This window comes from Klebsiella sp. SWET4 (genome assembly GCF_024296565.1).
Classification (GTDB): domain Bacteria; phylum Pseudomonadota; class Gammaproteobacteria; order Enterobacterales; family Enterobacteriaceae; genus Klebsiella; species Klebsiella variicola.
On the sequence record NZ_JANCOB010000002.1, the window covers coordinates 388,147 to 410,786 of the forward strand.

A 22,640-nucleotide genomic window follows, 5' to 3' on the forward strand; every position below is an offset into this window, starting at 1 on the left:
GTCGCGGCGGATCGTGGAGGATCCGCCCGGGGTACTACCCGCGCGCCGGCTGGCGTGGGCGGCGGCGGATAACGCGCTCGCGCAGGGTGTCCCATGCCCAGTTAAACGCCATGGTGTAGGGCAGGAAGAAGAGCATGAAGCCGATCTCCAGCATAAACGCCTGCAAGAGCGATACGCCCAGCACGATCGCCACCATGGTGACGCCAATGATGATGAATCCGGTCTCAAAGCCCAGCGCGTGCAGCGCACGCACTTTCAGCTGGCGGGGAAAGCGGGAGACCGGCCACAGGCGATCGAACATCGCGTTATAGATGATGTTCCATACCATCGCCAGGGTAGCGAGCAGAATACTCAGCCCGCCCATCTCCACGACCGAGCGCTGCATCAGCCAGGCGGCGGTAGGGGCGAGGATCAGCGTCGCCAGTCCTTCGAAGGTGATGGCGTGGATAACGCGTTCCGTAAGCGTCTTGCGCTGATGAGGGATCTGTTGCATGGCGAGCGACCTCCAGTTTTAGCCTGAACAGGAAATTACCCGGCATTTTATGGAAAAATATGATAAACAAAAGATAGAAACCATCGATAAAGTAGATAGATTATGCGTTATTCCCCGGAAGCGTTAACCGCCTTTGTGGAGGCGGTTGACTGCGGATCGTTTTCCGCTGCCGCCCGTCGCCTGCGTAAAAGCCAGTCGACGATCAGTACCGCTATCGCCAACCTGGAGGCCGATCTCGGCGTGACCCTCTTTGACAGGGCAACGCGGCAGCCGACGCTGACGCCGCAGGGGGAGCAGGTGCTAAGCTATGTCAAAGCGATCCTCGCCGCCAGCGAGCGGTTGGATGAGCTGGCGGTGTCGCTCGCCGGTGAGACGGAACCGCGACTGACCTTCGTGCTCTCGGACACCCTGCACCCGGACGTGCTGGAAGATCTGCTGGTGCAGTTTGACCGCCGCTTTCCCCATACCGAGTTTGAGTGTTTGATTGGCGAAGACGAGGATGTGATCGATCTCCTGCAAAAAGCCCGCGCCCAGGTGGGGCTGATTGAGGCCAGAGATCGCTACCCGACCGACATCGGCAGCACCCGCCTGCCGCTGCAGACGGCGATGGGCATTTACGTGGCGCCTGACCATCCGCTGGCGGCGCAGGGCAAGGTCGTCTGGGATGAGCTGCGCAGCTGGCGTGAGCTGCGGTTGAGCACCTTTCTGGCCAGCGCCACCGAACCTGCCGCAGGTCAGGTCTGGTCGGCGCCAAACTACCTGCTGCTGCTCAGCATGGCAGTGCAGGGATTCGGCTGGTGCATTCTGCCCTGTGCGCTGGTGGCGGAGTTTGCGCCGCAGGGCGGGCTGGTGGCGCTTGATATTCCCGGCTGGCCGCGGGCGATTTCGGTCGATCTGCTGTGGAATAAGAAAGCGCCGCCGGGGGCGGCCGGCAGCTGGCTGCGTGAGCATCTGCAGCGGCGTGAACGTTAATAAAAAGCGGTTTCTTTGTGATTGGCTTCACTTTTTTTAAACAATTACAAAGTTTTTTGATAACAATTATCTAGTATATCGCTGTTTCTTTGCGCAAAAGCATGGGCAGGGGTAGAGGATGAAGGATGTCGTGATCGTCGGGGCGCTGCGAACGCCGATTGGCTGCTTTCAGGGTGCCTTATCGCGCCATTCAGCCGTCGAGCTGGGGAGTGTGGTATTGAAAGCGCTGGTTGAGCAGACAGGGATCGATCCGCAGAGTGTGGATGAGGTGATCCTCGGCCAGGTGCTGACCGCCGGTACCGGGCAAAACCCCGCGCGGCAGTCCGCAATTCGCGGCGGGCTGCCTAACACTGTATCGGCCATTACCATAAACGACGTCTGCGGCTCCGGCCTGAAGGCTTTGCACCTCGCCACCCAGGCGATTCAGTGTGGGGAAGCGGATGTGGTGATCGCCGGCGGCCAGGAGAATATGAGCCGCGCTCCGCATGTACTCACCGACAGCCGCACCGGCGCCCAGTTGGGCAACAGCCAGCTGATTGACAGCCTGGTGCATGACGGACTGTGGGATGCCTTCAACGATTATCATATGGGCGTTACGGCGGAAAACCTCGCCCGGGAATACGGCATCAGCCGCGAGTTGCAGGACGCCTGGGCGCTCAGCTCACAGCATAAGGCGCGCAAGGCGATTGATTCCGGCCGCTTTCGCGACGAGATTGTCCCGGTTATTACCGAGCATAACGGCGCGGCGCGCACCGTGGATACCGATGAACAACCGCGGGTGGATGCCAGCGCGGAAGGGTTGGCCAGCCTGCAGCCTACCTTCGACCGCCTCGGGTCGGTGACCGCCGGCAACGCCTCCAGCATCAACGACGGCGCGGCGGCGGTGATGATGATGAGTGAAGCCAAAGCTCTTGAACTGGGGCTGCCGATCCTCGCGCGGATCCGCGCCTTCGCCAGCGTCGGGGTCGATCCGGCGCTGATGGGCATTGCCCCGGTGCACGCCACCCGTCGCTGTCTGGAGCGGGCCGGCTGGCGGCTGGACGACGTCGATCTGATCGAAGCCAATGAGGCCTTTGCCGCTCAGGCGATCTCGGTTGGCCGGGTACTGGAGTGGGATGAACGGCGGGTCAACGTCAACGGCGGCGCTATCGCCCTCGGTCACCCCATCGGCGCCTCCGGCTGCCGGATCCTGGTATCGCTGGTGCATGAAATGATCAAGCGTGATGCCCGTAAAGGGCTGGCGACGCTGTGCATCGGCGGCGGTCAGGGCGTGGCGCTGGCGGTAGAGCGCGCCTGACGCTCTGTCTCGATCTACATGGCCTCCTGCGGGAGGCCTTTTTTATGCGCCGCGCTTTGCCGAACCCTGCTTTTTCTCGCGTATTTCACTTCCCCCCTGGCGAATTTATTGAGCTCCGTCACGTCTTGTTGTGCCACATTTTTTGAAACAAATAACTACGATCCTGGTCACTAAAACTAAGGTGCTTAAAAAATAAAATAACGTTTCATAAAAACGAAATGACATTTTATTTATTATAAGGGGTACCCTATGTTAAAACGATCTCTGGTTCTGGCCGCCCTCTGTGGTATGTCTTTTGCGGCGACTGCGGTAACGATAGATTTACGTCATGAATTTATAGATGGCGGCAAGAGCGATAAAAGTAACGCCGACCGCGTCTCCGTTTCCCACCGTTTTGCCAACGGGCTAGGCTTTACCGTCGAGGCCAAATGGCGCTCGGGTGGCGACAACGGTTCGCAGCCCTATTCAGACGTGGTGGGTAATGGACATGAAGACACCATCAGCTGGCGCTGGAAAGCAACGTCGAACTTTTTCCTCACCCCCGGGTTTACCATTGAGAGCAACGACAGCCGCTCCATCTACAAGCCGCACCTCCACGTGCAATACAGCTTCGACAACGGCTTCTATGTCGCCGCTCGCTATCGCTATGAATACACCCGTTATCCGAACAACGCCGGTAAAGATGATGACAAAGTTAACCGCGGCGACGCGTGGGCCGGGTTTGCGCTTGGTGACTGGCGTACAGAGCTGAACTATGTCTATGCCCGCAGTTCCGAAGGGGTCAGCCGCAACGACAACAAACCCTACTCGCAGGAATATAACGTGAAGGTGGCTTATAAGCTGGATAACAACTGGTCACCGTATGGTGAAATTGGCAACGTCGGGGTGAACGACCGCAGCGATCGTCAGACCCGCTTCCGCGTTGGGGTAGCCTACTCGTTCTGACAGACCATTCAGCCCTCATCGTTTGTTTTCCCCGGCGCCGTCAGCCGGGGTTTTTTATGGGTGAAAGAGAAGGGACAAAAAAAGCCCTCCGCGAAGGAGGGCAAGGCCAGTGACAGAAAGACGTGTGGCGTGGATCAGGCGCTTAGCATTGGCGGATGCTCGGGTAATTTCGCGATATAGATGGCCGGTTTACCGTCTTTATCGGAGCTGAACAGAATGGCGCTGTCGTCCGGGGTAAACGAGGGGTGTGGGTGAGTCACCTGACGGCTGTTGGCCACCGTCGCCCACGAGGTATCATGACGTGCGACGCGGAAGTAGCGTTTTTGCGCCACGTTAAAGACATACAGATAAGGATCGTTATCAATGGAGTAGCCGCCGGTATCTTTGACATCCACCGGGGTCCCTGAGCCATCGCCCACCAGCAGCGTGCCGTCGAAATTGCTCATCAGATGCGAGCAGGCCGGCATCGTCATCAGGGCCTCGTTGACGCCGCTTTCGGGATCAAAGCGATAGATCGTCCGCCCCTGCTGACCTTTCAGATAGGAGACGTAGATCAGCGCCGAACCGTCCGGTACCCAGAATTCATGGGTGCAGCTTTCGCCCGGGGCATGCGTTTTCACTTTGCGGACGTGGCTGCCATCTTCATTGACCAGCCACATGCGGGCGTCCACCAGATCGTGCGGCCCTTCATGGCAGAAGGCGACGGTGTGGTCGTCGAAGGGACGATAGATTGGGTGTCCCAGCCAGATTTTTTCCTCATGGATCACCTGGCTCTCACCGCTGTGCAGATCGACGCGCAGCAGGCGGCAGTGTGGTCCTTTGTGAAAGAAGTCATGAAAAATCTGCCAGTCGTTGAGCGGCGTCCAGTCGCTTTTCGCAATCTCAATGCCCACCAGTTTGCTGCAATCGCTGTTTGCCACCCAGGTGCCGTAGCCGACCCAGTCATCGCTGACGCGATAAACTTCGCGCTCAACGAGGGTGGTCAGATTCACCTCCAGCAGGGTGCGGTCATTTTTCACGTAATAAAGCGACTTATCGTCCGGGGAGAGGAAGCCGCCGAAGGTGTTATCCCCGGCGCCTTCCGTCAGCTGGATGGCCTCGGCGCTGGCGATATTCAGCAGATAGTAGTTCCAGTGGCCGTCAAACTCGCCGGCGAACAGTAAATGGCTGCCATCGTTAAAAAAACACTTCTGATAGAAGTAGTTGCGATGACAGGTGACCTCCGGAGGGGTTAAGCGGGTAACTTCCGCTCCGGTATCCGGATCGTGGCTGACCTGATAATTCAGTTTGACCCGCATGCCTTTAGCCATGTAGTGCTCCTTTCTTTCCTGCGATGCCGCTGGACCAGAGGCGTGTCGCTGAGTGATGTGTTTTAAAAGATGAGTGTTAATTTATCAAAACATCGTTTCATTATTTGTGATGCTTCACGCAGTTCAGCGTAATTCCCGCATTTTCAGCGGCCTGTTGGCCTGTCTTCTGCCGTCTCTCCAGACAACCGATTGAATCATCAACCTTTTAAAATCGCTTCCGACCCGGCGCGTGCCGCCAGGTGCCTTCGCTTTTTCTTTTTTTGTAATCGCCATCATAAAAAATGAAACATCGTTTTAAATATTATTGAAAATGACAGGGGGCAGGGCTAAGATGGCACCCATCAGCAAAAACGGAACTCTGTTTTATTTTCATTATGGTGGGCTATGCCCGAGAGTTCACCCCACGCTCAGCTCCGCCATCGGCGTGGGCAGGGCCGAGAGAACCTTGCCTGCACGCAGCAGGCTCTGAACGATTAAGGAACACATTATGATTCTTGATGCATTCTCCCTGCAGGGAAAAGTAGCCGTCGTGAGCGGATGCGATACCGGTTTAGGTCAGGGAATGGCCCTCGGGCTAGCGGAAGCAGGATGCGATATTGTTGGTATCAATATCGTCGAGCCAGTGGAAACCATCGAGCGGGTGACGGCGCTGGGACGCCGCTTTCTCAGCCTGACCGCCGACCTGCGCCAGATCGACGGTATCCCCCAGCTGCTGGAGCGTGCGGTGGCGGAGTTCGGCCATATTGATATTCTGGTCAATAACGCCGGGCTGATCCGCCGCGAGGACGCGCTGGCGTTCAGCGAAAAGGACTGGGACGACGTCATGAACCTGAACATCAAGAGCGTATTTTTCATGTCCCAGGCGGCGGCGAAGCACTTTATCGCCCAGGGCAGCGGCGGGAAGATCATTAACATCGCCTCCATGCTGTCTTTCCAGGGCGGGATCCGCGTGCCATCGTATACGGCGTCCAAAAGCGCGGTGATGGGCGTGACCCGCCTGCTGGCGAACGAATGGGCCAAACACAATATCAACGTCAACGCCATCGCTCCGGGGTATATGGCGACCAATAACACCCAGCAGCTGCGCGCTGACGAACAGCGTAGCAGCGAAATTCTCGACCGCATTCCCGCCGGGCGCTGGGGCCTGCCGGCCGATCTGATGGGGCCGGTGGTATTCCTTGCCTCCCCAGCTTCCGATTACATCAATGGCTACACGGTGGCGGTGGACGGCGGCTGGCTGGCGCGCTAACCCCCTCCGCGACGGCCGGGGCGGTGAGTATCGCACCGGCCGAGTGAGCAATTATTGTCCATATCAATAAGTGATAATCGTCCATATTCTATATCGCCTGATTAATGTTACTGCCCTGTATGGACAGGGTTATTCACTATGACAAACGCATTTTTTGTTCCTTAGAAAGTTTAATGTCCATCACAAAACCTCTCCTGCCAGCAAAATAGTCCATATCTTTGGCTTATCCAGCCTGACAAACTCCTCCGCCAGTCACGTACTTTCGTCCTATGTCTTTCTCTGTGTGGCAGGAATAAAAATGACTTCAATCAGTAACGACTCTGCATTAACGCCGCGGACACAACGTGACACCCGGCGGATGAACTGGTTTGTTTCTATCGCTGCGGCGGTAGCGGGGTTGCTCTTTGGCCTGGATATCGGCGTGATATCCGGGGCGCTGCCCTTTATTACCGACCACTTCACCTTATCCAGCCAGCTTCAGGAGTGGGTGGTCAGCAGTATGATGTTGGGGGCGGCGATCGGTGCGCTGTTTAACGGCTGGCTGTCGTTCCGCCTCGGCCGTAAATACAGCCTGATGGCGGGGGCTGTGCTCTTTGTTGCCGGCTCTATCGGCTCCGCTTTTGCCGCCAGCGTGGAGGTGCTGCTGATAGCCCGCGTGGTGTTGGGGGTGGCCGTCGGGATCGCTTCCTATACCGCGCCGTTGTACCTCTCCGAGATGGCCAGTGAGAACGTGCGCGGGAAAATGATCAGTATGTACCAGCTGATGGTGACCCTCGGCATTGTGCTGGCGTTTCTTTCCGATACCGCCTTTAGCTACAGCGGTAACTGGCGCGCCATGTTAGGCGTGCTGGCGCTGCCGGCGGTGATCCTGATTATTCTGGTCGTCTTTTTGCCGAACAGCCCGCGCTGGCTGGCGGAGAAAGGACGCCATATCGAAGCGGAAGAGGTGCTGCGGATGCTGCGCGATACCTCGGAAAAGGCGCGCGACGAGCTTAACGAGATCCGTGAGAGCCTGAAGCTGAAGCAGGGCGGCTGGGCGTTGTTTAAGGTCAATCGTAACGTGCGCCGGGCGGTGTTCCTTGGCATGCTGCTGCAGGCGATGCAGCAGTTCACCGGCATGAACATCATCATGTACTACGCGCCGCGTATCTTTAAAATGGCGGGCTTTACCACTACCGAACAGCAGATGATCGCCACTCTGGTGGTGGGCCTGACCTTTATGTTTGCCACCTTTATTGCGGTGTTCACGGTGGATAAAGCGGGTCGTAAGCCGGCGCTAAAAATCGGCTTTAGCGTGATGGCGCTGGGCACCCTGGTGCTGGGTTACTGCCTGATGCAGTTCGACAATGGCACCGCCTCCAGCGGTCTCTCCTGGCTTTCCGTCGGCATGACCATGATGTGTATTGCCGGGTATGCGATGAGCGCGGCGCCGGTGGTGTGGATCCTCTGCTCCGAGATCCAGCCGCTGAAATGCCGCGACTTCGGTATCACCTGCTCGACCACCACCAACTGGGTGTCGAACATGATCATCGGCGCCACCTTCCTGACGCTGCTTGACGCGATTGGCGCCGCCGGCACCTTCTGGCTCTACACGGTGCTCAACGTGGCCTTTATCGGCGTCACCTTCTGGCTGATCCCGGAAACCAAGAATGTCACCCTCGAGCACATTGAGCGCAACCTGATGGCGGGCGAGAAGCTTCGCAACATCGGTAACCGTTAATGTGAGGCGCGCGGCAACCACGGGCTGGCGACTTTGCGCGTCTCCCGATGGTTGTCGCCGTGAATGATATGCAGGGCGCTCAGGCGCCCGATGTCGTAGTGCGGCAGCTGCACCGTGGAGAGCGGAGGCAGAAACAGATCGCCAATGCCCACCATATTGTCGTATCCCACCACCGCCACGTCCTGGGGAATGCGTAACCCCTGACCCAGCAGCGTCTGATAGACCATAAACGCGATGCGATCGTTGCCGCAGATCACCGAGTCAAAGCCAGGTTTACCCTCGCGGATATGCGCCAGCACCACCGCCGGGATATCGTGGTAATGCTCATCGCCCTGGCCCATATACGAATGGATCAGATGGTCCGGTTCGATACCCGCCTCCCGGCAGGCGCGCTCCAGCCCCTGGCGGCGGCGGATCGTCGCCAGCTGGCTGGCGGGTAAGTGCAGGCACAGCGGATGACGATAGCCAGCGGCAAGCAGGGCTTTCACCGCGTCGTACTGGCCCTGTTCATCGTCCGGGATATAGCTGGCCACCGGCTGGCTGAGGCTTTCGCAGTTGGCCAGCACGCAGGGCAGAGTCAGCAGTTTGTCCGGCAGCGGCACCTGGCGCAGCCCCATGGTGGTAAAGATAATGCCGTCCGGACGGTGGGAGAGGAGCAGGTCGACCACCGCTTCCGGACTATCGTCCGAAAACATGTTGACCACAAAGCTGTTCCAGCCGTGGGCGCGGGCGGTCTCTTCGATCGAGAGGGTGATCTCCACCGAAAAGGGCGTGGTGACGGTATCCAGCGCCAGCACGCCGATGGTGCTGGGGGTGGCGCGCGCCCCGCGGATCTTCTTCGCCGACAGGTCGGGGACGTAGTTGGTCTCGGCGATGGCGGCCTGCACGCGGGCCAGGGTCTCCGGCTTGAGCCGCTCCGGGGTGTTCAGCGCCCGCGAGACGGTCATCAGAGATACATTCGCCAGTTTTGCTACATCTTTCAGGGACGCCATTTTTTCCTCCGCCGTGGCTGCAGAGTACAGGCTATACAACTAAGTCGCTGATGTAAAAGAGTGAAACGATTTTCTGCTATCGCCGTCCTGAACGCTGCCGCGGTTAATATTTGATCGCGATCGCATCTTCATTATGTTAACGTTAACTTTTGTGATTAACATCATGTATCGCAGCGAATCCCCCTGCGTTTTGTTTTTTGTTAACGTTACCATAATTGCATTCCTCTAACACGAGAATGTCATGATGAAAGCGCATCACTCACACAGCTACCCGTTGCTCAGTGCCTTACTGTTTTTCTTTTTCGTGACCTGGTCGTCATCCGGCTCCTTGCTCTCTATCTGGCTTCACCAGGAGGTTGGGTTAAAGGCTGGCGATACCGGTATTATCTATGCCGTACTGTCGGTTTCCGCGCTGTTTGCGCAAGTTTGCTATGGCTTCATTCAGGACAAACTGGGGCTGCGCAAACATCTGCTCTGGTATATCACCGCGCTGCTGATCCTCTCCGGTCCGGCGTATCTGCTGTTCGGCCACCTGCTGAAGATTAACGTCCTGTTGGGCAGCATCTTCGGCGGGATCTACATCGGCCTGACCTTTAACGGCGGCATTGGCGTGCTGGAATCCTACACCGAGCGCGTGGCGCGTCAGAGCCAGTTTGAATTCGGCAGGGCACGGATGTGGGGCTCGCTCGGCTGGGCGGTGGCCACCTTCTTCGCCGGCCTGCTGTTTAATATCAATCCGCAGCTTAACTTCCTCGTCGCCAGTTGCTCAGGGCTGGTGTTCTTTATCCTGCTGGCGCGGCTGCGGGTCTCCTCGGCGCCGCATGCGATGCAGGAGGCGGTATCGGGCGGTAAGGTGACGCTGGAAGATGCGCTGCGCCTGCTGACGCTGCCTCGGTTCTGGGCGCTGGTCTTTTTCGTCATCGGCACCTGCATCTACGGCGTCTATGACCAGCAGTTCCCGGTCTATTTCTCATCGCAGTTCGCGACCCTGCAGGAAGGCAATGAGATGTATGGTTATCTCAACTCCTTCCAGGTGTTCCTCGAGGCGGCCGGCATGTTCTGCGCGCCGTGGCTGGTGAACCGTATCGGCGCCAAGAACGGTCTGATTTTCGCCGGCATGGTGATGGCGATGCGCATGGTGGCCTCTGGCCTGGTGGAGGGGCCGCTGCTGATCTCCATTACCAAACTGCTGCACGCGGTGGAGCTGCCGATACTGCTGGTGGCTATCTTTAAGTACAACAGCATCAACTTTGATAAACGCCTCTCCTCCACCCTCTATCTGGTGGGTTTCGCCTGCACCAGCTCGATCATTGCCAGCGTCTTGTCGCCGCTGGCGGGCTACAGCTATGAAAAATATGGCTTCGCCCAGTCCTATCTGATCATGGGCCTGCTGGTGTTCTGCACCACCTTTATCTCCATCTTCTTGTTGCGCTCCGGTAAATCCTCGGCCGATCCGCTGGTGTCGCAACCTACCGCTATCTGAATCAAAAAGAGTGAAAATGATGACTTACACAATCTCCCGGGCTGAACAGGTACTCCAGACACAACGCCAGGCGCTCAATCTGCGCTGGTATCCACACTATCACCTGGCGGCCCGCGCCGGGTGGATCAACGACCCTAACGGTCTGGTGTGGTTCGACGGCTGGTACCATGCCTTTTATCAGCATCACCCGTATTCCACCCAGTGGGGGCCGATGCACTGGGGGCACGCGCGCAGTAAGGATCTGGTGCACTGGGAGCACCTGCCGGTGGCGCTGGCGCCGGAGGGGCCGGAAGATAAAGACGGCTGCTTCTCCGGTTCGGCCGTGGTCGATGGTGATACCCTGGCGCTGATTTACACCGGGCATAAGTTCCACGGCGATCCTGGCGACGAAGCCAATCTGTATCAGGTGCAGTGTCTGGCCACCAGCCGCGACGGGATCCACTTTGAGCGCCAGGGGATGGTGGTCGACACCCCTCCAGGCATGCACCACTTCCGCGATCCGAAGGTCTGGCGGGAAGGGGATAGCTGGTACATGATCGTCGGCGCGCGTGAAGGCGATACCGGCCAGGTACGGCTGTACCGTTCAACCGATCTGCGCCAGTGGCAGGATGCGGGCGTGCTGGATGAAGCGGAAAGCACCATGGGCTACATGTGGGAGTGCCCGGACTTCTTCACCCTCAACGGCAAGCGCGTCCTGATGTTTTCCCCACAGGGGATGCAGGCCGAAGGATTCCGCAACCGCAATCTGTTCCAGAGCGGCTATCTGATCGGCGAGTGGCAGCCGGGGCAGCGTTTTATTCGCCACGGCGAATTCAGGGAGATGGACCACGGCCACGATTTCTATGCCCCGCAAAGCTTCGCCACCCCCGATGGCCGGCGGATCGTGATTGGCTGGCTGGATATGTGGGAATCGCCGCTACCGGAGCAGCAGGACGGCTGGGCGGGCATGCTCTCCCTGCCGCGCGAGCTGAGCCTGAGCGCCGATAACCGCCTGCAGATGCGCCCGGCGAAAGAAGTGGAGAGCCTGCGCGGCGTTTGGTTCCCGTGGCCGGTCAGCACCCTGAACAACCAGCAGACGACGATGGTCGACAACTGCGAGGCGATGGAGGTGCACCTGCGCTGGGACTGCGCCCGCAGCAGCGCTGAGCAGTATGGTCTGCGCTTTGGCGATGGCCTGCGCATCTACGTGGATGCCCAACAGCAGCGTCTGGTGGTGGAGCGGTATTATCCGCAGTTTGGCCTGTGCGGGACGCGCAGCGTGCCGTTGACCGCCGGGGCGGATCTCAACCTGCGGATATTTATCGATAGCTCTTCGGTTGAGGTTTTCGTCAATGATGGCGAAGCCTGCCTGAGCAGTCGTATCTATCCGCAGGTCCCTTGCCGTGAATTAGCGTTATTTGCCTGGAGCGGCTCAGCTGCATTAACTGAAGCCGGCGCCTGGCAGCTCGAATAATAATAAGGCTGTTGTCGTTAATAACCCGTCTTTGACGATGGGCGGGTTATTATTGCCTGCATCGTCGTGCGTTACCCATTAATAACATATTCAGTTCATTCCATAATAAAAGGGTTTACCGATGAATAAAATCTGGGTCGGGTGTTTTCTCACGTCTCTGTATCTGCCATCCGTTATGGCGCAGGCGCCGTTATCGCTGGAGGAGCGACTGGCGCAAATGGAGCAGCGGTTAAAGGCAACGGAGGCGCGCGCCGCCAGCGCAGAGGCGGAAATTAAGACACTGAAAGGCCAGCAGCAGGCCACGACGGTCGCCCGCGCGGCGCCGGCTACGCCGCGCCTGCAGCTAAACGACAATGGCGAATTAAAATTTTATGGCGACGTCGAATTTAACCTCGATGGCGCCAGCCGCACCGGCAGTCTGACGTCGGTCAAAACCAGCGCGAATAAAAGCTGGGCGCCGGGCGATAAAGAACGCTGGGATATTAATGGTCGTATTCTGCTGGGGATTGACGGCAGGCGTAATGGCGCTGACGGGAAATATGCCGGATTCAGCGTGCAGCCGCTGGCGGATATGGATGGCAAAATGAATCTCGACGATGCGGTATTTTTCTTTGGTCAGCAGGATGACTGGAAAATAAAAATAGGCCGCTTTGAAGCCTGGGATATGTTCCCCCTGAATCAGGACACCTTTATTGAATATTCAGGCAATACCGCCAACGATCTCTATTCCGACGGCTATGGCTATATTTACATGATGAAAGAGGGGCGCGGGCGCAGCAGCAGCGGCGGCAACCTTCTGTTCAGCAAAACGGTGGATAACTGGTATTTCGAGGTTAATACCCTGGTGGAGGACGGCAGTTCGCTGTTTGTCGATCAGAACTATCACGGTAACGCGCTGGAAAACCGCAAAAATGTGGTGTACGTGCGGCCGGTGGCGGTGTGGCAGTCCGGCGCCTGGTCGGCGGCCGCGGCGATAGAGAGCAATCTCGTCAACAATGCTTACGGCTATCAGAACCAGAGCGGACGCTGGGTCGACCAGTCAAATCGCACCGGCTACGGGCTGACCATGAGCTGGAACACCCTGAAAAGCGACCCGCAGGATGGGGCGGTGGTCAATCTGAGTACCGCCCTGCTGGACGCGGCGGACGAAACCGACTTCAGCGCCGGAATTAACGCCCTGTGGCATCGCGTGGAGCTGGGCTATATCTACGCGCATAACAAAATCGACCAGTTCAATATGGCCGGGGTGACCAGCGAATGTGATGGCGACTGCGCAATTCTCGCGCCGGGGCGCTATGACATCCATACTCTGCACACCTCCTGGCAGTTGCCGAATATTATGGCGATGCCGAACTTCAATATTTACCTTGGCGCCTATGCTTCGTGGCTCGATTCCACGGCAGCGAAGAGCGGGAATCCCGATGAACGCTACGGCGCTCGGGTGCGTTTTAAATATTTTTTCTGACAGGATACTCAGGCAGACTCTCCCGCGGCGGACGCCGCGGGAGAGTTCAGACGGGCAGGTTAGCGCATCGCGCGGCGCAGAATGCGGTCGGTCTGGCGCTGGAAGTCCTCGGCCGCTTCTTCCACCGACTTTTTACCGTAGTCGATGTACTGCAGGGTAGTGCCGAACTGGGCGACAATCTGCGGGTCGTCGAAGTACGGGGAGACCGGCAGGGTCGTGGGCAGGGATTGTGCCAGTTTCAGGCCAGACACCGCCGGATCGTCGGCTTTGATGATCCCGTCCTCGGTCAGGTAGTTGACCGCCGCTTTACTCAGTGGTACCCCACGCTCCAGTCCGAGAATATCCACCCCTTCTTTACTGTTCAGCAGGAAGTTAATCACTTTCGCCGCCGCCTGCGGGTTTTTCGTCGATTTGCCAATCGACAACATTTGCGCGGGCTTGAAGAACAGTCCGGCGTCGGTGGCGCCCGGCAGCATCGGGTATTCCCCCAGCACCAGCTTCGCCGGCGGCTTCAGGTTATCGGAATATTTGTTGATGGTGGAGTTCCACATGTAGGTGCCGCCCCATTCACCCTGGATCCACGGCTTCATCTCGTACATGTTGCTCTTGCCGAACGAGGCATAGTAGCGGGTGTCCGGCATCACATGGTTGTCGATAAGCTTCTTATACATACCGAAGAAATCTGCCCACTGCGCTTTGCTGTAGGAAAATTTGCGCCCCTTCTCATCGATGGCCGGCTGATTGTATTTTTGCACCATATAAGAGTTGAGCAGCGCCAGCACGTCCTGGTGTTCGAGCACGACCGGGTAGTACTGTTTCCCGAGCTTGCTTTCGAAGGTTTTGCCCGCCGCCATAAGCTCATCCCAGGTTTTCGGGAAGGCGATGCCCGCCTTTTTCCACGCTTCGTCGTTAAAGTAGAAGACGCGGGCGGTGACGGAAATGGGAATACCGTTAAGCTTGCCGTTGACCGTGGTGGACTGCAGCTCTTTGGCATCGAACTGGCTGAGGTCGATCTCGTCTTTCAGGGTATTGAGATCGTAAAAGCCCTCGCCATTTTTCGAAAAGATCGGCAACCAGTTCCAGTTGGTCTGCATCACGTCCGGCTCAGTGCCGCCGGCAATCTGGGTGGTCAGGCGCGAAAGATGGCCGTCCCAGCCGGTGTATTCTGCTTTGACGTTAATGTCGGGATGTTGTTTGTGGAATTCCTCCAGCGCCTTGAGGGTGACCTGATGGCGGCCGTTGCCCCCCCACCAGGACATACGAAGGTCGACATCCTTCGCCATTGACGGTAATGCGGTAAGGCCCAGAGTGGCGGAGATGACGGCGCTTAAAAGCACGTTTTTCATTTTAATACTCCAGTGTTCACAGAGAGAGGTTCTGTTCGGTTTTCGCGTCAAAGATGTGACACTTATTGAGATCAAATTTGAAATACACCTTGCGATGAAGGCCCTTCTCGAGCATGGGTTTCGCTTCATCGGACGGCACGCGGGCGGTCAGCTCATAATCAGCAACCTTCAGATAAACAAAGAATTCATGTCCCATGTTTTCCACACGTACCATTTCACCCGTGCAGGAACCCTCGGCAAAGGGTTCATCGGAGAGAGAGACAAACTCCGGGCGCACGCCAAAGAAAACCTGCTGATTCTTATGGGTCTCAACTTTGCTTTGCAGCAGGTCGTTGAGCGGCAGTCGCTGATCGCCCAGCGTCAGATGCAGGCGACCGTCGTGCTCAACCAGCTGGCTGGGGCGAATATTCATCTCCGGCGCGCCGATGAACCCGGCGACAAACATATTTTTCGGCTGGTGGTAGAGATTGTCTGGCGTATCAACCTGCATAATGTGGCCGAGCTTCATCACGCAGATGCGGTCGCCCATGGTCATCGCTTCCGTCTGATCGTGGGTGACGTAGACGGTGGTCGCCGGTTTGCCGGATTTTTTCAACTGCTTATGCAGATCGGAAATGCGGATCCGCATCGAGGCGCGCAGTTTGGCGTCAAGGTTGGAGAGCGGTTCGTCGAACAGGAAAACGTCCGGTTTTTTGACGATCGCCCGACCCACCGCCACGCGCTGCGCCTGGCCGCCGGAGAGCTGGCGCGGCAGGCGATCGAGCAGTTCTTCCAGTTCGAGAATTTTCGCCGCTTCTTCCACCTGTCTGTCGATTTGCGCCTTCGGCAGCTTGCTCAGCTTCAGGCCGAAGGCGAGGTTTTCGCGCACCGTCATATGCGGATAGAGGGCGTAGTTCTGGAACACCATCGCGATGCCACGTGATTTTGGCGCCAGGTTGTTGACGATTTTGTCCCCAATCCGCACCTCGCCGCCGCTGATGGTTTCCAGACCCGCCAGCATGCGCAGGGTGGTCGATTTGGCGCAGCCGGAGGGGCCGACGATCACCATAAATTCGCCATCGGCAATCTTCAGGTCGATACCATGCACCGCTTTAAACCCGTTGGAGTAAACTTTTTCCAGTTTGTTGAAAATGACTTCAGCCATGATATTTCCCTCTTAACCTTTGATTCCGCTGCTGGTCACGCCCTGCACGAAGTAGCGTTGAGCCAGGAAGAAGACAATGATGGACGGCAGAATGGAGATACTCGCCATTGCCAGAATTTCGTTCCACGGCGCGCCTTCCGTGACGTCGATGGACATTTTTAGCGCCAGCGCGATGGGATACTTATCGACGCTGTAGACGTAGATCAGCGGGCCGATAAAGTCGTTCATCGACCACATGAACTGGAACAGCGCCACCGAGATAATGGCCGGCTTGAGGATCGGCACGACCACGTACCACAGCACCTGGATGGAGTTGCAGCCGTCGATCTGCGCCGCCTCTTCCATATCGCGTGGGACGCCGCGCAGAAACTGGATCAGCATGAAGACAAAGAATCCCTGGGTGGCGAAGGCCAGCGGCAGGTACAGCGGCAGATAGCTGTTCAGCATCCCCATTTCACGGAACATCAGGTACTGCGGGATCAGCAGGACGGTGCTCGGCAGCAGCATGGTGGTGATGAGCGTTGCGAACCAGAACTTCTTCCACGGGATCTCAAAGCGTGCAAAGCCGTACGCCACGATGGTGGAGGAGATGATCGTTAACACCACCTTCGGGATCACATATTTAAAGGTGTTAAGCATATAGTGGCCGAAATGGTATTCGGTGCCGGTCTTCCAGCCATTGATAAACCCGTCCCAGGTCGCGTGGGCAGGCCACAGTCCGAGGGTGGTGAAGATCTCATGGTTCGGCTTGAACGAGGCGGAGAACATCCACGCCAGCGGGTAGAGCATCAGCAGGCCGACGAATATCAACACGACGTAGCGTACCACCCGACTCACCTTTTCCCGACGCAGCGTACGAGCGACCTCACGATCGGCGTTGCTCATTACCGGCGCCATCTGTTGAATATCAGCCATTTTTGCCTCCCTTATCGGCGGAGTAGAAGACCCAGTATTTCGATGACTTAAAGGCTATCGATGCAAAGACCGAGACGACGAGGAACAACACCCATGCCAGCGCGGCGCCATAGCCCATGTCGAAGTACTTAAAGGCGGTATCGTAGATATAGAGTGAGAACAGGTAGGTGTAATAGGTCGGGCCGCCGCCGGTTATCACGTACGGGCCGGTAAACTCCTGGAACGCCTGGGTGGTCTGCATAATAAAGTTGAAGAAAATGACCGGAGTGATCAGCGGCACGGTGACCTTCATGAACATCTGCCACTTTGAGGCGCCGTCGATCATCGCCGCCTCATACTGCGACTGCGGAACGTTCTGCAGCGCGGCGAGGAAGATGACCATCGCGGAGCCAAACTGCCAGACGCGCAGCAGGGTGACCGACATCAGCGCCAGCGAAGGCTCCCCCAGCCAGTTGACGGCATCGATGCCAAAGACGGCGAGGAGGCTATTCAGCAGGCCGTCAATGGCGAACAGGGCGCGCCACAGTACCGCAATAGCCACCGAGCTGCCGAGAATCGACGGAATGTAGTAGGCGGTACGGAAAAAGCCGATGCCGCGCAGTTTGAAATTGAGCACAAAAGCAATGCCGAGGGCGAAAGCCAGTTTTAAGGGAATAGTTAAAAAAACGTAGGCAAAGGTCACGCCCATCGATTTCCAGAACAGGCTGTCCTCGGTCAACATATAGCGATAGTTTTCGATGCCGTTAAATACCGGCGGGCTCATCAAGTCGTACTCAGTAAAACTGAGAAAGAAAGATGAAACAAAGGGAAAAGCGGTAAAGACGATCAGCCCGATGATATAGGGTGATATCCATGCCAATCCCAGCAGCTTGTTTTCATTCATACATACCTACCTGGCTTACGAGTTGTAATACGGATTCGGTGACGCGGCGCTGTCGGCCTTTTCGCCTGACAACGCAAAAATGTCTGAACGCTTCCTCTGATTAACATGTCCTTGTTAATGAATGGGTTAGTAATTAAGTGAGCCAGCAAGTGGCGTGCTGTCAGGCTCGCTTTTATGCTGCTCTATTTTTTATAAAACACCGTTTTAATTTCATTTTATTGCGATTTATTTCTGCGTCATGCAGATCAGGATGGAAATGTGATCAAAGTCGAAACGATGTTTCAAAAAGGTGAGGTGGTAAGCATTTTAGGGGGCTGCGGGAGCCTGAAAAGAATGAAGGTTCAGCGTTAACTGAGTGAAAAATATTATTACCAGGATAATGATTGTGACGGCATCTTTTTTAATGCCTGCAGTAACACGTAAACCGGGGGCGGTAAACGCCCCCATCATGGATCAGCGTGAGAGAAAATCTTCGCGGACCGGCGTGAAGGTATCGAGCAGCGTGCCGGGCTGCAGGCAGACGCAGCCGTGCATGATCCCTGGCTGCTTATACAACGTATCGCCGGCACTGACGACGCGCGTCTCCTCGCCGATGGTGAATTCAAACTCACCGGAGAGCACATAGGTGAGCTGTTCGTGGGGATGGTTATGCATCGGGCCGACGGCGCCGGCGGCAAAATTCACCTCCACGGCCATCATTTTTCCGTCGTGGGCCAGAATGCGGCGGGTTACGCCATTGCCGAGGTCTTCAAGGGTGGTGTCTTTATGGAAAATAAACATCGGGCGGTCCTGTTGTTAAAGTGAAACATTGTTTCATTTAACTTATCCCACTCTTCATGAAAAAGAAATACGCGGCCAGAGAAGTGGAAAGTTGATCACAAGTTTGCTTCACTGGCAGAAACGACATAAGGAGCAGAAGATGAAAACCATTGGCCTGTTAGGCGGCATGAGCTGGGAGTCCACGATCCCCTATTATCGGTTGATCAATGAGGGCGTTAAGGCGCGACTGGGCGGCCTGCACTCTGCCAGCCTGGTGCTGCACAGCGTCGATTTTCACGACATCGAAGCCTGCCAGTCCGCCGGCGACTGGGATCGCGCCGGGGAGATCCTTGCTGAAGCCGCGGTTGGGCTGCAGCAGGCGGGGGCCGAAGGCATTGTCCTGTGCACCAACACTATGCATAAAGTCGCGGATGCCATCGCCGCCCGCTGCCAGGTTCCCTTCCTGCATATTGCCGATGCCACCGGGCGGGCGATTGCCGCCAAAGGCCAGCGCCGGGTCGCGCTGCTGGGCACCCGCTATACCATGGAGCAGACCTTTTACCGCGGTCGTCTGCTGGAGCAGTTTGCCATCGAGACGTTGATCCCCGAGGCTGACGATCGGGCGCGGATCAATCAGATCATCTTCGACGAACTCTGTCTCGGCACTTTCAGCGAGGCGTCGCGGGATTATTATCTGCAGGTGATCGCCGCCCTGGCGGAGCAGGGGGCGGAAGGGGTTATTTTCGGCTGTACGGAAATTGGCCTGCTGGTGCCTGCCGAGCTCAGCCCGCTGCCGGTCTTTGACACTGCGGCGATCCACGCAGAAGACGCGGTCAACTTTATGCTCTCTGCAGGACCGACGCCAGCGGCGTGAGGATCTGCGGCAGACTCTCCTGCAGGTGTGCAACAAAGGCGTCGACCAGCGCCGATCGCGGGCGGTGGAGGGGGCGGATCAGGCTGACGGTAAACGGCACCTCGACGCTAAAGCGGCGCACCACCACGCCGCTATCGGCATAGTCCAGAGCGGTCAAGGGATTCACCACCGAGATCCCGGCGCCGGCGCGCACCATGGCGCAGATCGAGGCCGCGCTGTGGGTTTCGACCACCATCCGCCGTTTAACCTGATGCTCAAGGAACAGGGCGTCAAGCAGCTGGCGATAGCTGTCGGTGCGCGACAGGCTGATGTAGTTTTCGCCCTGAAAATCGGCGGGGGTCAGCGTCGTCTGCACCGCCAGCGGATGGCCGGCAGGCAGCACGCAGACTTCATTCAGCGTCAGCAGTGGGGTGCGTTCGGTGCCCGCCGGGGTATGCAGGGTCTCCGTCAGGCCGAGGTCATGGCGCTGGGCGGAGAGCCACTCCTCCAGCAGCGGCGACTCCTGGGGGACGATCTGCAGGCTGACCTCCGGGTAGCGAGCGAGAAACGGCGGCAACAGCAGCGGCAGAAAGGACTGGGAAAAGACCGGCAGGCAGGCGATCGACAGCTCGCCCTGGCGGAACTCGCGCAGGCTCTCGGCGGCGCTGACGATGCGGTCCAGGCCGTACCAGGAACGCTGAACCTCCTCAAACAAACGCAGGCCCTGCACCGTCGGCTGCAGGCGACCGCGGGTCCGTTCAAACAGCTTCAGGCCGAGCACTTTCTCAAAGCGCGCCAGCTCGCGGCTGACCGTGGGTTGCGAGGTGTGCAGCATCCGCGCCGCTTCGGTCAGATTGCCGGTGGTCATCACCGCGTGAAAGATTTCGATATGACGCAAATTAACGGCTGGCATGCGGTCTCCATGAGGCTCGGCTGTAACCATATCATTTTTGCATAGAGTCGCGATAAAACGATATTTTTTATTCGTCCGCCACTGTGGCGTAATCGAAAAAAAACAGCGACCAACACACGCACTGCACCGGAGTTCTTATGCCACACTCGCTTTACGCCACCGATACTGACCTGACCGCGGATAACCTGCTGCGCCTGCCCGCGGAATTTGGCTGTCCAGTCTGGGTCTATGATGCGCAGATTATTCGCCGCCAGATTGCCCAGCTCAGCCAGTTTGACGTGGTACGTTTTGCGCAAAAAGCCTGCTCTAACATTCATATTCTGCGTCTGATGCGTGAGCAGGGGGTGAAGGTGGACTCGGTGTCGCTGGGGGAGATCGAGCGGGCGCTGGCGGCGGGCTACGATCCGCAGCAGAATCCAGAGGATATCGTCTTTACCGCCGATCTGATCGACGACGCCACCCTCGATCGGGTGAAAGCGTTACAGATCCCGGTGAACGCCGGCTCGATCGACATGCTGAGCCAGCTGGGCGAGGTGTCGCCGGGCCATCGCGTCTGGCTGCGCGTCAACCCGGGCTTTGGTCACGGCCACAGCCAGAAAACCAATACCGGCGGGGAGAACAGCAAGCATGGTATCTGGTACAGCCACCTGCCGGCGGCGCTGGAAGTGATGCGTCGCTATCAGCTGCAGCTGGTCGGGATCCATATGCATATTGGCTCTGGCGTTGACTACGGTCATCTGGAGCAGGTGTGCGGCGCGATGGTGCGTCAGGTCGTCGACTTTGGCCAGGATCTGCAGGCCATCTCCGCCGGCGGCGGTCTGTCGATTCCTTACCGCGAAGGCGAAGAGGCCATCGACACCGCCCACTATTATGGCCTGTGGAACCGCGCCAGGGAGCAGATCGCGGCCCATCTGGGGCACCCGGTGAAACTGGAGATTGAACCCGGACGCTTCCTGGTGGCCGAGTCCGGCGTGCTGGTGTCGCAGGTGCGCAGCGTGAAAGAGATGGGCAGCCGTCACTTTGTGCTGATTGACGCCGGCTTTAACGACCTGATGCGCCCGGCAATGTACGGTAGCTATCACCATATCACCGCTCTGGCGGCGGATGGTCGCGATCTCAGCGCCGCGCCGCAGGTGGAAACCGTGGTGGCCGGGCCGCTGTGCGAATCCGGGGACGTCTTTACCCAGCAGGAAGGGGGCAAAGTCGAGACCCGCCTGCTGCCGGCGGTGGTGCCTGGGGACTATCTGGTGCTCCATGACACCGGCGCCTACGGGGCTTCGATGTCATCCAACTATAACAGCCGTCCGCTGCTGCCGGAGGTGCTGTTTGATGGCGGCAAGGCACGGCTGATCCGCCGTCGCCAGACCATTCAGGAGCTGCTGGCCTTAGAGCTTATTTAAAAAAGGTCCCGTCGTTACCGACTCGCGCAACACCAGCGTGCCGGTAAACGGCGGGATCGTTTCTATCGGCTGCTGGTTAGCAAGCTTGATCGCCTGATCGATAGCCGTGGTGATCATGTTGTCGATCGGCAGATAGACCGTCGACAGCCCCGGCTCCAGCCATTTCGCGCTTGGCGCATCGTCGAAGCCAAACAGCGACACATCCTGCGGAATACGCAGCCCCGCCTGATGCAGCGCCTTTGACGCCCCCAGCGCCATATCATCGTTACAGGAAAACAGCGCGCTGAAGCGGGCTTTCTCGTCCAGCAGTTCCCGGCACAGTTCGTAGCCGCGGGTCATCGTCGAGTCCCCGTACTTCACCCGGCTCGGATCCCACTCAATACCATGTTTTATCAGCGCGTTGCGGTAGCCCTGCAGGCGAGCCTGGCCGGTAGGGGTGTGCATCGGGACGGTCATGCAGGCGATATCGCGGTGGCCCTGGGTAATCAGATACTCCACGGCCTGAAAGGCGGCTTCCTGCTGCTCGAAGAACACGCAGCGTTCGCGGGCCTGCGCCACATCGCGGTTAATCACCACCAGCGGCATGGCGATCGAGTTAATCAGCGACATGATCGCCTTTTCGCTCATGTGCCGGGTATAGAGGATGATCGCATCGCACTGCCGGTCGGCGAGCATCTGCACCGCTTCCTCTTCGCGCTCCGGCGTATCATGGCCGTCGGTGACGATAAGCTGCTTTCCCCAGGCTTCCGTCTGGCGTGAAGCCTGCTGCAGCAGACGGCCAAAGTAGAAGCCGTCGAAGGTGGAGACGACCAGCCCGATACTATTGCTGGTCTGATTGGCCAGCGAGCGTGCGAGAAAATTCGGCCGGTAGCCCAGCTCTTCCATCGCTTTAAAGACCTGTTGGCGGGTGCTCTCTTTCACCTGACCTGTGCCGTTCAACACGCGGGAAACCGTCGCTTTCGAGACGCCTGCGCGAATTGAGACATCCAGCATTGTAGCCATTCATCGATTCCTGATTTCACGTGGTAAAGCGCAGTTTATCACAGAC

The 22,640-nt window shown here is 57.7% G+C and carries 21 protein-coding genes; 11 read left to right on the forward strand and 10 right to left on the reverse strand.

Features of this window, described 5'->3' with window-relative positions; genetic code table 11:
• Positions 1-34 precede the first annotated feature (34 nt).
• Positions 35-493 carry a multidrug/biocide efflux PACE transporter gene (locus tag NKJ21_RS08725; protein ID WP_043876102.1) on the reverse strand — a complete coding sequence of 153 codons (459 nt, stop codon included), beginning with the start codon at positions 491-493 and terminating at the stop codon, positions 35-37.
• A 102-nt stretch (positions 494-595) separates the two neighbouring features.
• Between NKJ21_RS08725 and NKJ21_RS08730 the strand changes: the two genes are divergently transcribed.
• The 3 genes from NKJ21_RS08730 to ompK26 all read left to right on the forward strand — a co-directional run bounded on the left by NKJ21_RS08730 (position 596) and on the right by ompK26 (position 3,707).
• Positions 596-1,465 (forward strand): LysR family transcriptional regulator, encoded by an 870-nt coding sequence (locus NKJ21_RS08730; protein ID WP_008806358.1) that lies wholly within the window; start codon positions 596-598, stop codon positions 1,463-1,465.
• Between the two features lie 118 nt (positions 1,466-1,583).
• Positions 1,584-2,762, forward strand: a complete 1,179-nt coding sequence (locus NKJ21_RS08735; protein WP_008806357.1) for an acetyl-CoA C-acetyltransferase — start codon at positions 1,584-1,586, stop codon at positions 2,760-2,762.
• Between the two features lie 249 nt (positions 2,763-3,011).
• Complete coding sequence (ompK26, locus tag NKJ21_RS08740) at positions 3,012-3,707, forward strand: KdgM family porin OmpK26 (protein WP_012967271.1); 696 nt, start codon at positions 3,012-3,014, stop codon at positions 3,705-3,707.
• 134 nt (positions 3,708-3,841) lie between these two features.
• On the opposite strand, the gene NKJ21_RS08745 is transcribed toward ompK26, so the two are convergent.
• Positions 3,842-5,017, reverse strand: coding sequence for an oligogalacturonate lyase family protein (locus NKJ21_RS08745; RefSeq protein ID WP_008806355.1), 1,176 nt, complete (start codon positions 5,015-5,017; stop codon positions 3,842-3,844).
• 487 nt (positions 5,018-5,504) lie between these two features.
• On the opposite strand from NKJ21_RS08745, the gene kduD reads away from it, so the two are divergent.
• Complete coding sequence (gene kduD, locus NKJ21_RS08750) at positions 5,505-6,266, forward strand: 2-dehydro-3-deoxy-D-gluconate 5-dehydrogenase KduD (protein ID WP_012540639.1); 762 nt, start codon at positions 5,505-5,507, stop codon at positions 6,264-6,266.
• Between the two features lie 298 nt (positions 6,267-6,564).
• Positions 6,565-7,986 carry a sugar porter family MFS transporter gene (locus NKJ21_RS08755; protein WP_008806353.1) on the forward strand — a complete coding sequence of 474 codons (1,422 nt, stop codon included), beginning with the start codon at positions 6,565-6,567 and terminating at the stop codon, positions 7,984-7,986.
• Here the strand turns inward: NKJ21_RS08755 and NKJ21_RS08760 are convergent.
• Entirely contained in the window at positions 7,983-8,978 is a 996-nt protein-coding gene (locus tag NKJ21_RS08760; RefSeq protein ID WP_008806352.1) for a LacI family DNA-binding transcriptional regulator, read from the reverse strand. The two genes, NKJ21_RS08755 and NKJ21_RS08760, sit on opposite strands and share 4 nt — an antisense overlap.
• Positions 8,979-9,072: 94 nt before the next feature.
• On the opposite strand from NKJ21_RS08760, the gene NKJ21_RS08765 reads away from it, so the two are divergent.
• From NKJ21_RS08765 to NKJ21_RS08780, 4 genes are all read left to right on the forward strand, one after another.
• Positions 9,073-9,207, forward strand: coding sequence for a hypothetical protein (locus tag NKJ21_RS08765; protein WP_046621754.1), 135 nt, complete (start codon positions 9,073-9,075; stop codon positions 9,205-9,207).
• Positions 9,208-9,219: 12 nt separating this feature from the next.
• Positions 9,220-10,461, forward strand: coding sequence for an MFS transporter (locus NKJ21_RS08770; protein ID WP_012540640.1), 1,242 nt, complete (start codon positions 9,220-9,222; stop codon positions 10,459-10,461).
• Positions 10,462-10,480: 19 nt separating this feature from the next.
• Entirely contained in the window at positions 10,481-11,914 is a 1,434-nt protein-coding gene (locus tag NKJ21_RS08775; protein WP_254732863.1) for a glycoside hydrolase family 32 protein, read from the forward strand.
• Between the two features lie 121 nt (positions 11,915-12,035).
• Positions 12,036-13,379, forward strand: a complete 1,344-nt coding sequence (locus NKJ21_RS08780) for a carbohydrate porin (protein WP_022064921.1) — start codon at positions 12,036-12,038, stop codon at positions 13,377-13,379.
• Between the two features lie 59 nt (positions 13,380-13,438).
• Here NKJ21_RS08780 and NKJ21_RS08785 read toward each other — a convergent pair whose 3' ends face one another.
• The 5 genes from NKJ21_RS08785 to NKJ21_RS08805 form a co-directional block, all read right to left on the reverse strand.
• Complete coding sequence (locus NKJ21_RS08785; protein ID WP_008806348.1) at positions 13,439-14,725, reverse strand: ABC transporter substrate-binding protein; 1,287 nt, start codon at positions 14,723-14,725, stop codon at positions 13,439-13,441.
• Positions 14,726-14,741: 16 nt separating this feature from the next.
• Positions 14,742-15,869 carry an ABC transporter ATP-binding protein gene (locus tag NKJ21_RS08790; RefSeq protein ID WP_008806347.1) on the reverse strand — a complete coding sequence of 376 codons (1,128 nt, stop codon included), beginning with the start codon at positions 15,867-15,869 and terminating at the stop codon, positions 14,742-14,744.
• A gap of 12 nt (positions 15,870-15,881) precedes the next feature.
• Positions 15,882-16,784, reverse strand: a complete 903-nt coding sequence (locus NKJ21_RS08795) for a carbohydrate ABC transporter permease (RefSeq protein ID WP_008806346.1) — start codon at positions 16,782-16,784, stop codon at positions 15,882-15,884.
• Positions 16,777-17,667: a carbohydrate ABC transporter permease gene (locus NKJ21_RS08800; RefSeq protein ID WP_254732848.1), complete on the reverse strand. Its 891-nt coding sequence runs from the start codon at positions 17,665-17,667 to the stop codon at positions 16,777-16,779. The genes NKJ21_RS08795 and NKJ21_RS08800 overlap by 8 nt, the downstream gene beginning before the upstream one ends.
• A gap of 453 nt (positions 17,668-18,120) precedes the next feature.
• On the reverse strand, positions 18,121-18,447 hold the full coding sequence (locus NKJ21_RS08805; protein WP_012540645.1) for a cupin domain-containing protein: 327 nt from the start codon (positions 18,445-18,447) through the stop codon (positions 18,121-18,123).
• Positions 18,448-18,586: 139 nt separating this feature from the next.
• Here NKJ21_RS08805 and NKJ21_RS08810 point away from each other — a divergent pair, with 139 nt between their 5' ends.
• The gene (locus NKJ21_RS08810) at positions 18,587-19,300 is read left to right on the forward strand and encodes an aspartate/glutamate racemase (protein ID WP_008806343.1); all 714 of its coding nucleotides are present in this window, start codon (positions 18,587-18,589) and stop codon (positions 19,298-19,300) included.
• Here the strand turns inward: NKJ21_RS08810 and NKJ21_RS08815 are convergent.
• Positions 19,266-20,192 (reverse strand): LysR family transcriptional regulator, encoded by a 927-nt coding sequence (locus NKJ21_RS08815; protein ID WP_008806342.1) that lies wholly within the window; start codon positions 20,190-20,192, stop codon positions 19,266-19,268. The genes NKJ21_RS08810 and NKJ21_RS08815 overlap by 35 nt on opposite strands.
• Before the next feature lie 137 nt (positions 20,193-20,329).
• Between NKJ21_RS08815 and lysA the strand changes: the two genes are divergently transcribed.
• Entirely contained in the window at positions 20,330-21,592 is a 1,263-nt protein-coding gene (gene lysA, locus NKJ21_RS08820; RefSeq protein ID WP_008806341.1) for a diaminopimelate decarboxylase, read from the forward strand.
• On the opposite strand, the gene NKJ21_RS08825 is transcribed toward lysA, so the two are convergent.
• Entirely contained in the window at positions 21,578-22,585 is a 1,008-nt protein-coding gene (locus NKJ21_RS08825; RefSeq protein ID WP_162708846.1) for a LacI family DNA-binding transcriptional regulator, read from the reverse strand. The genes lysA and NKJ21_RS08825 overlap by 15 nt on opposite strands.
• Positions 22,586-22,640 lie beyond the last annotated feature (55 nt).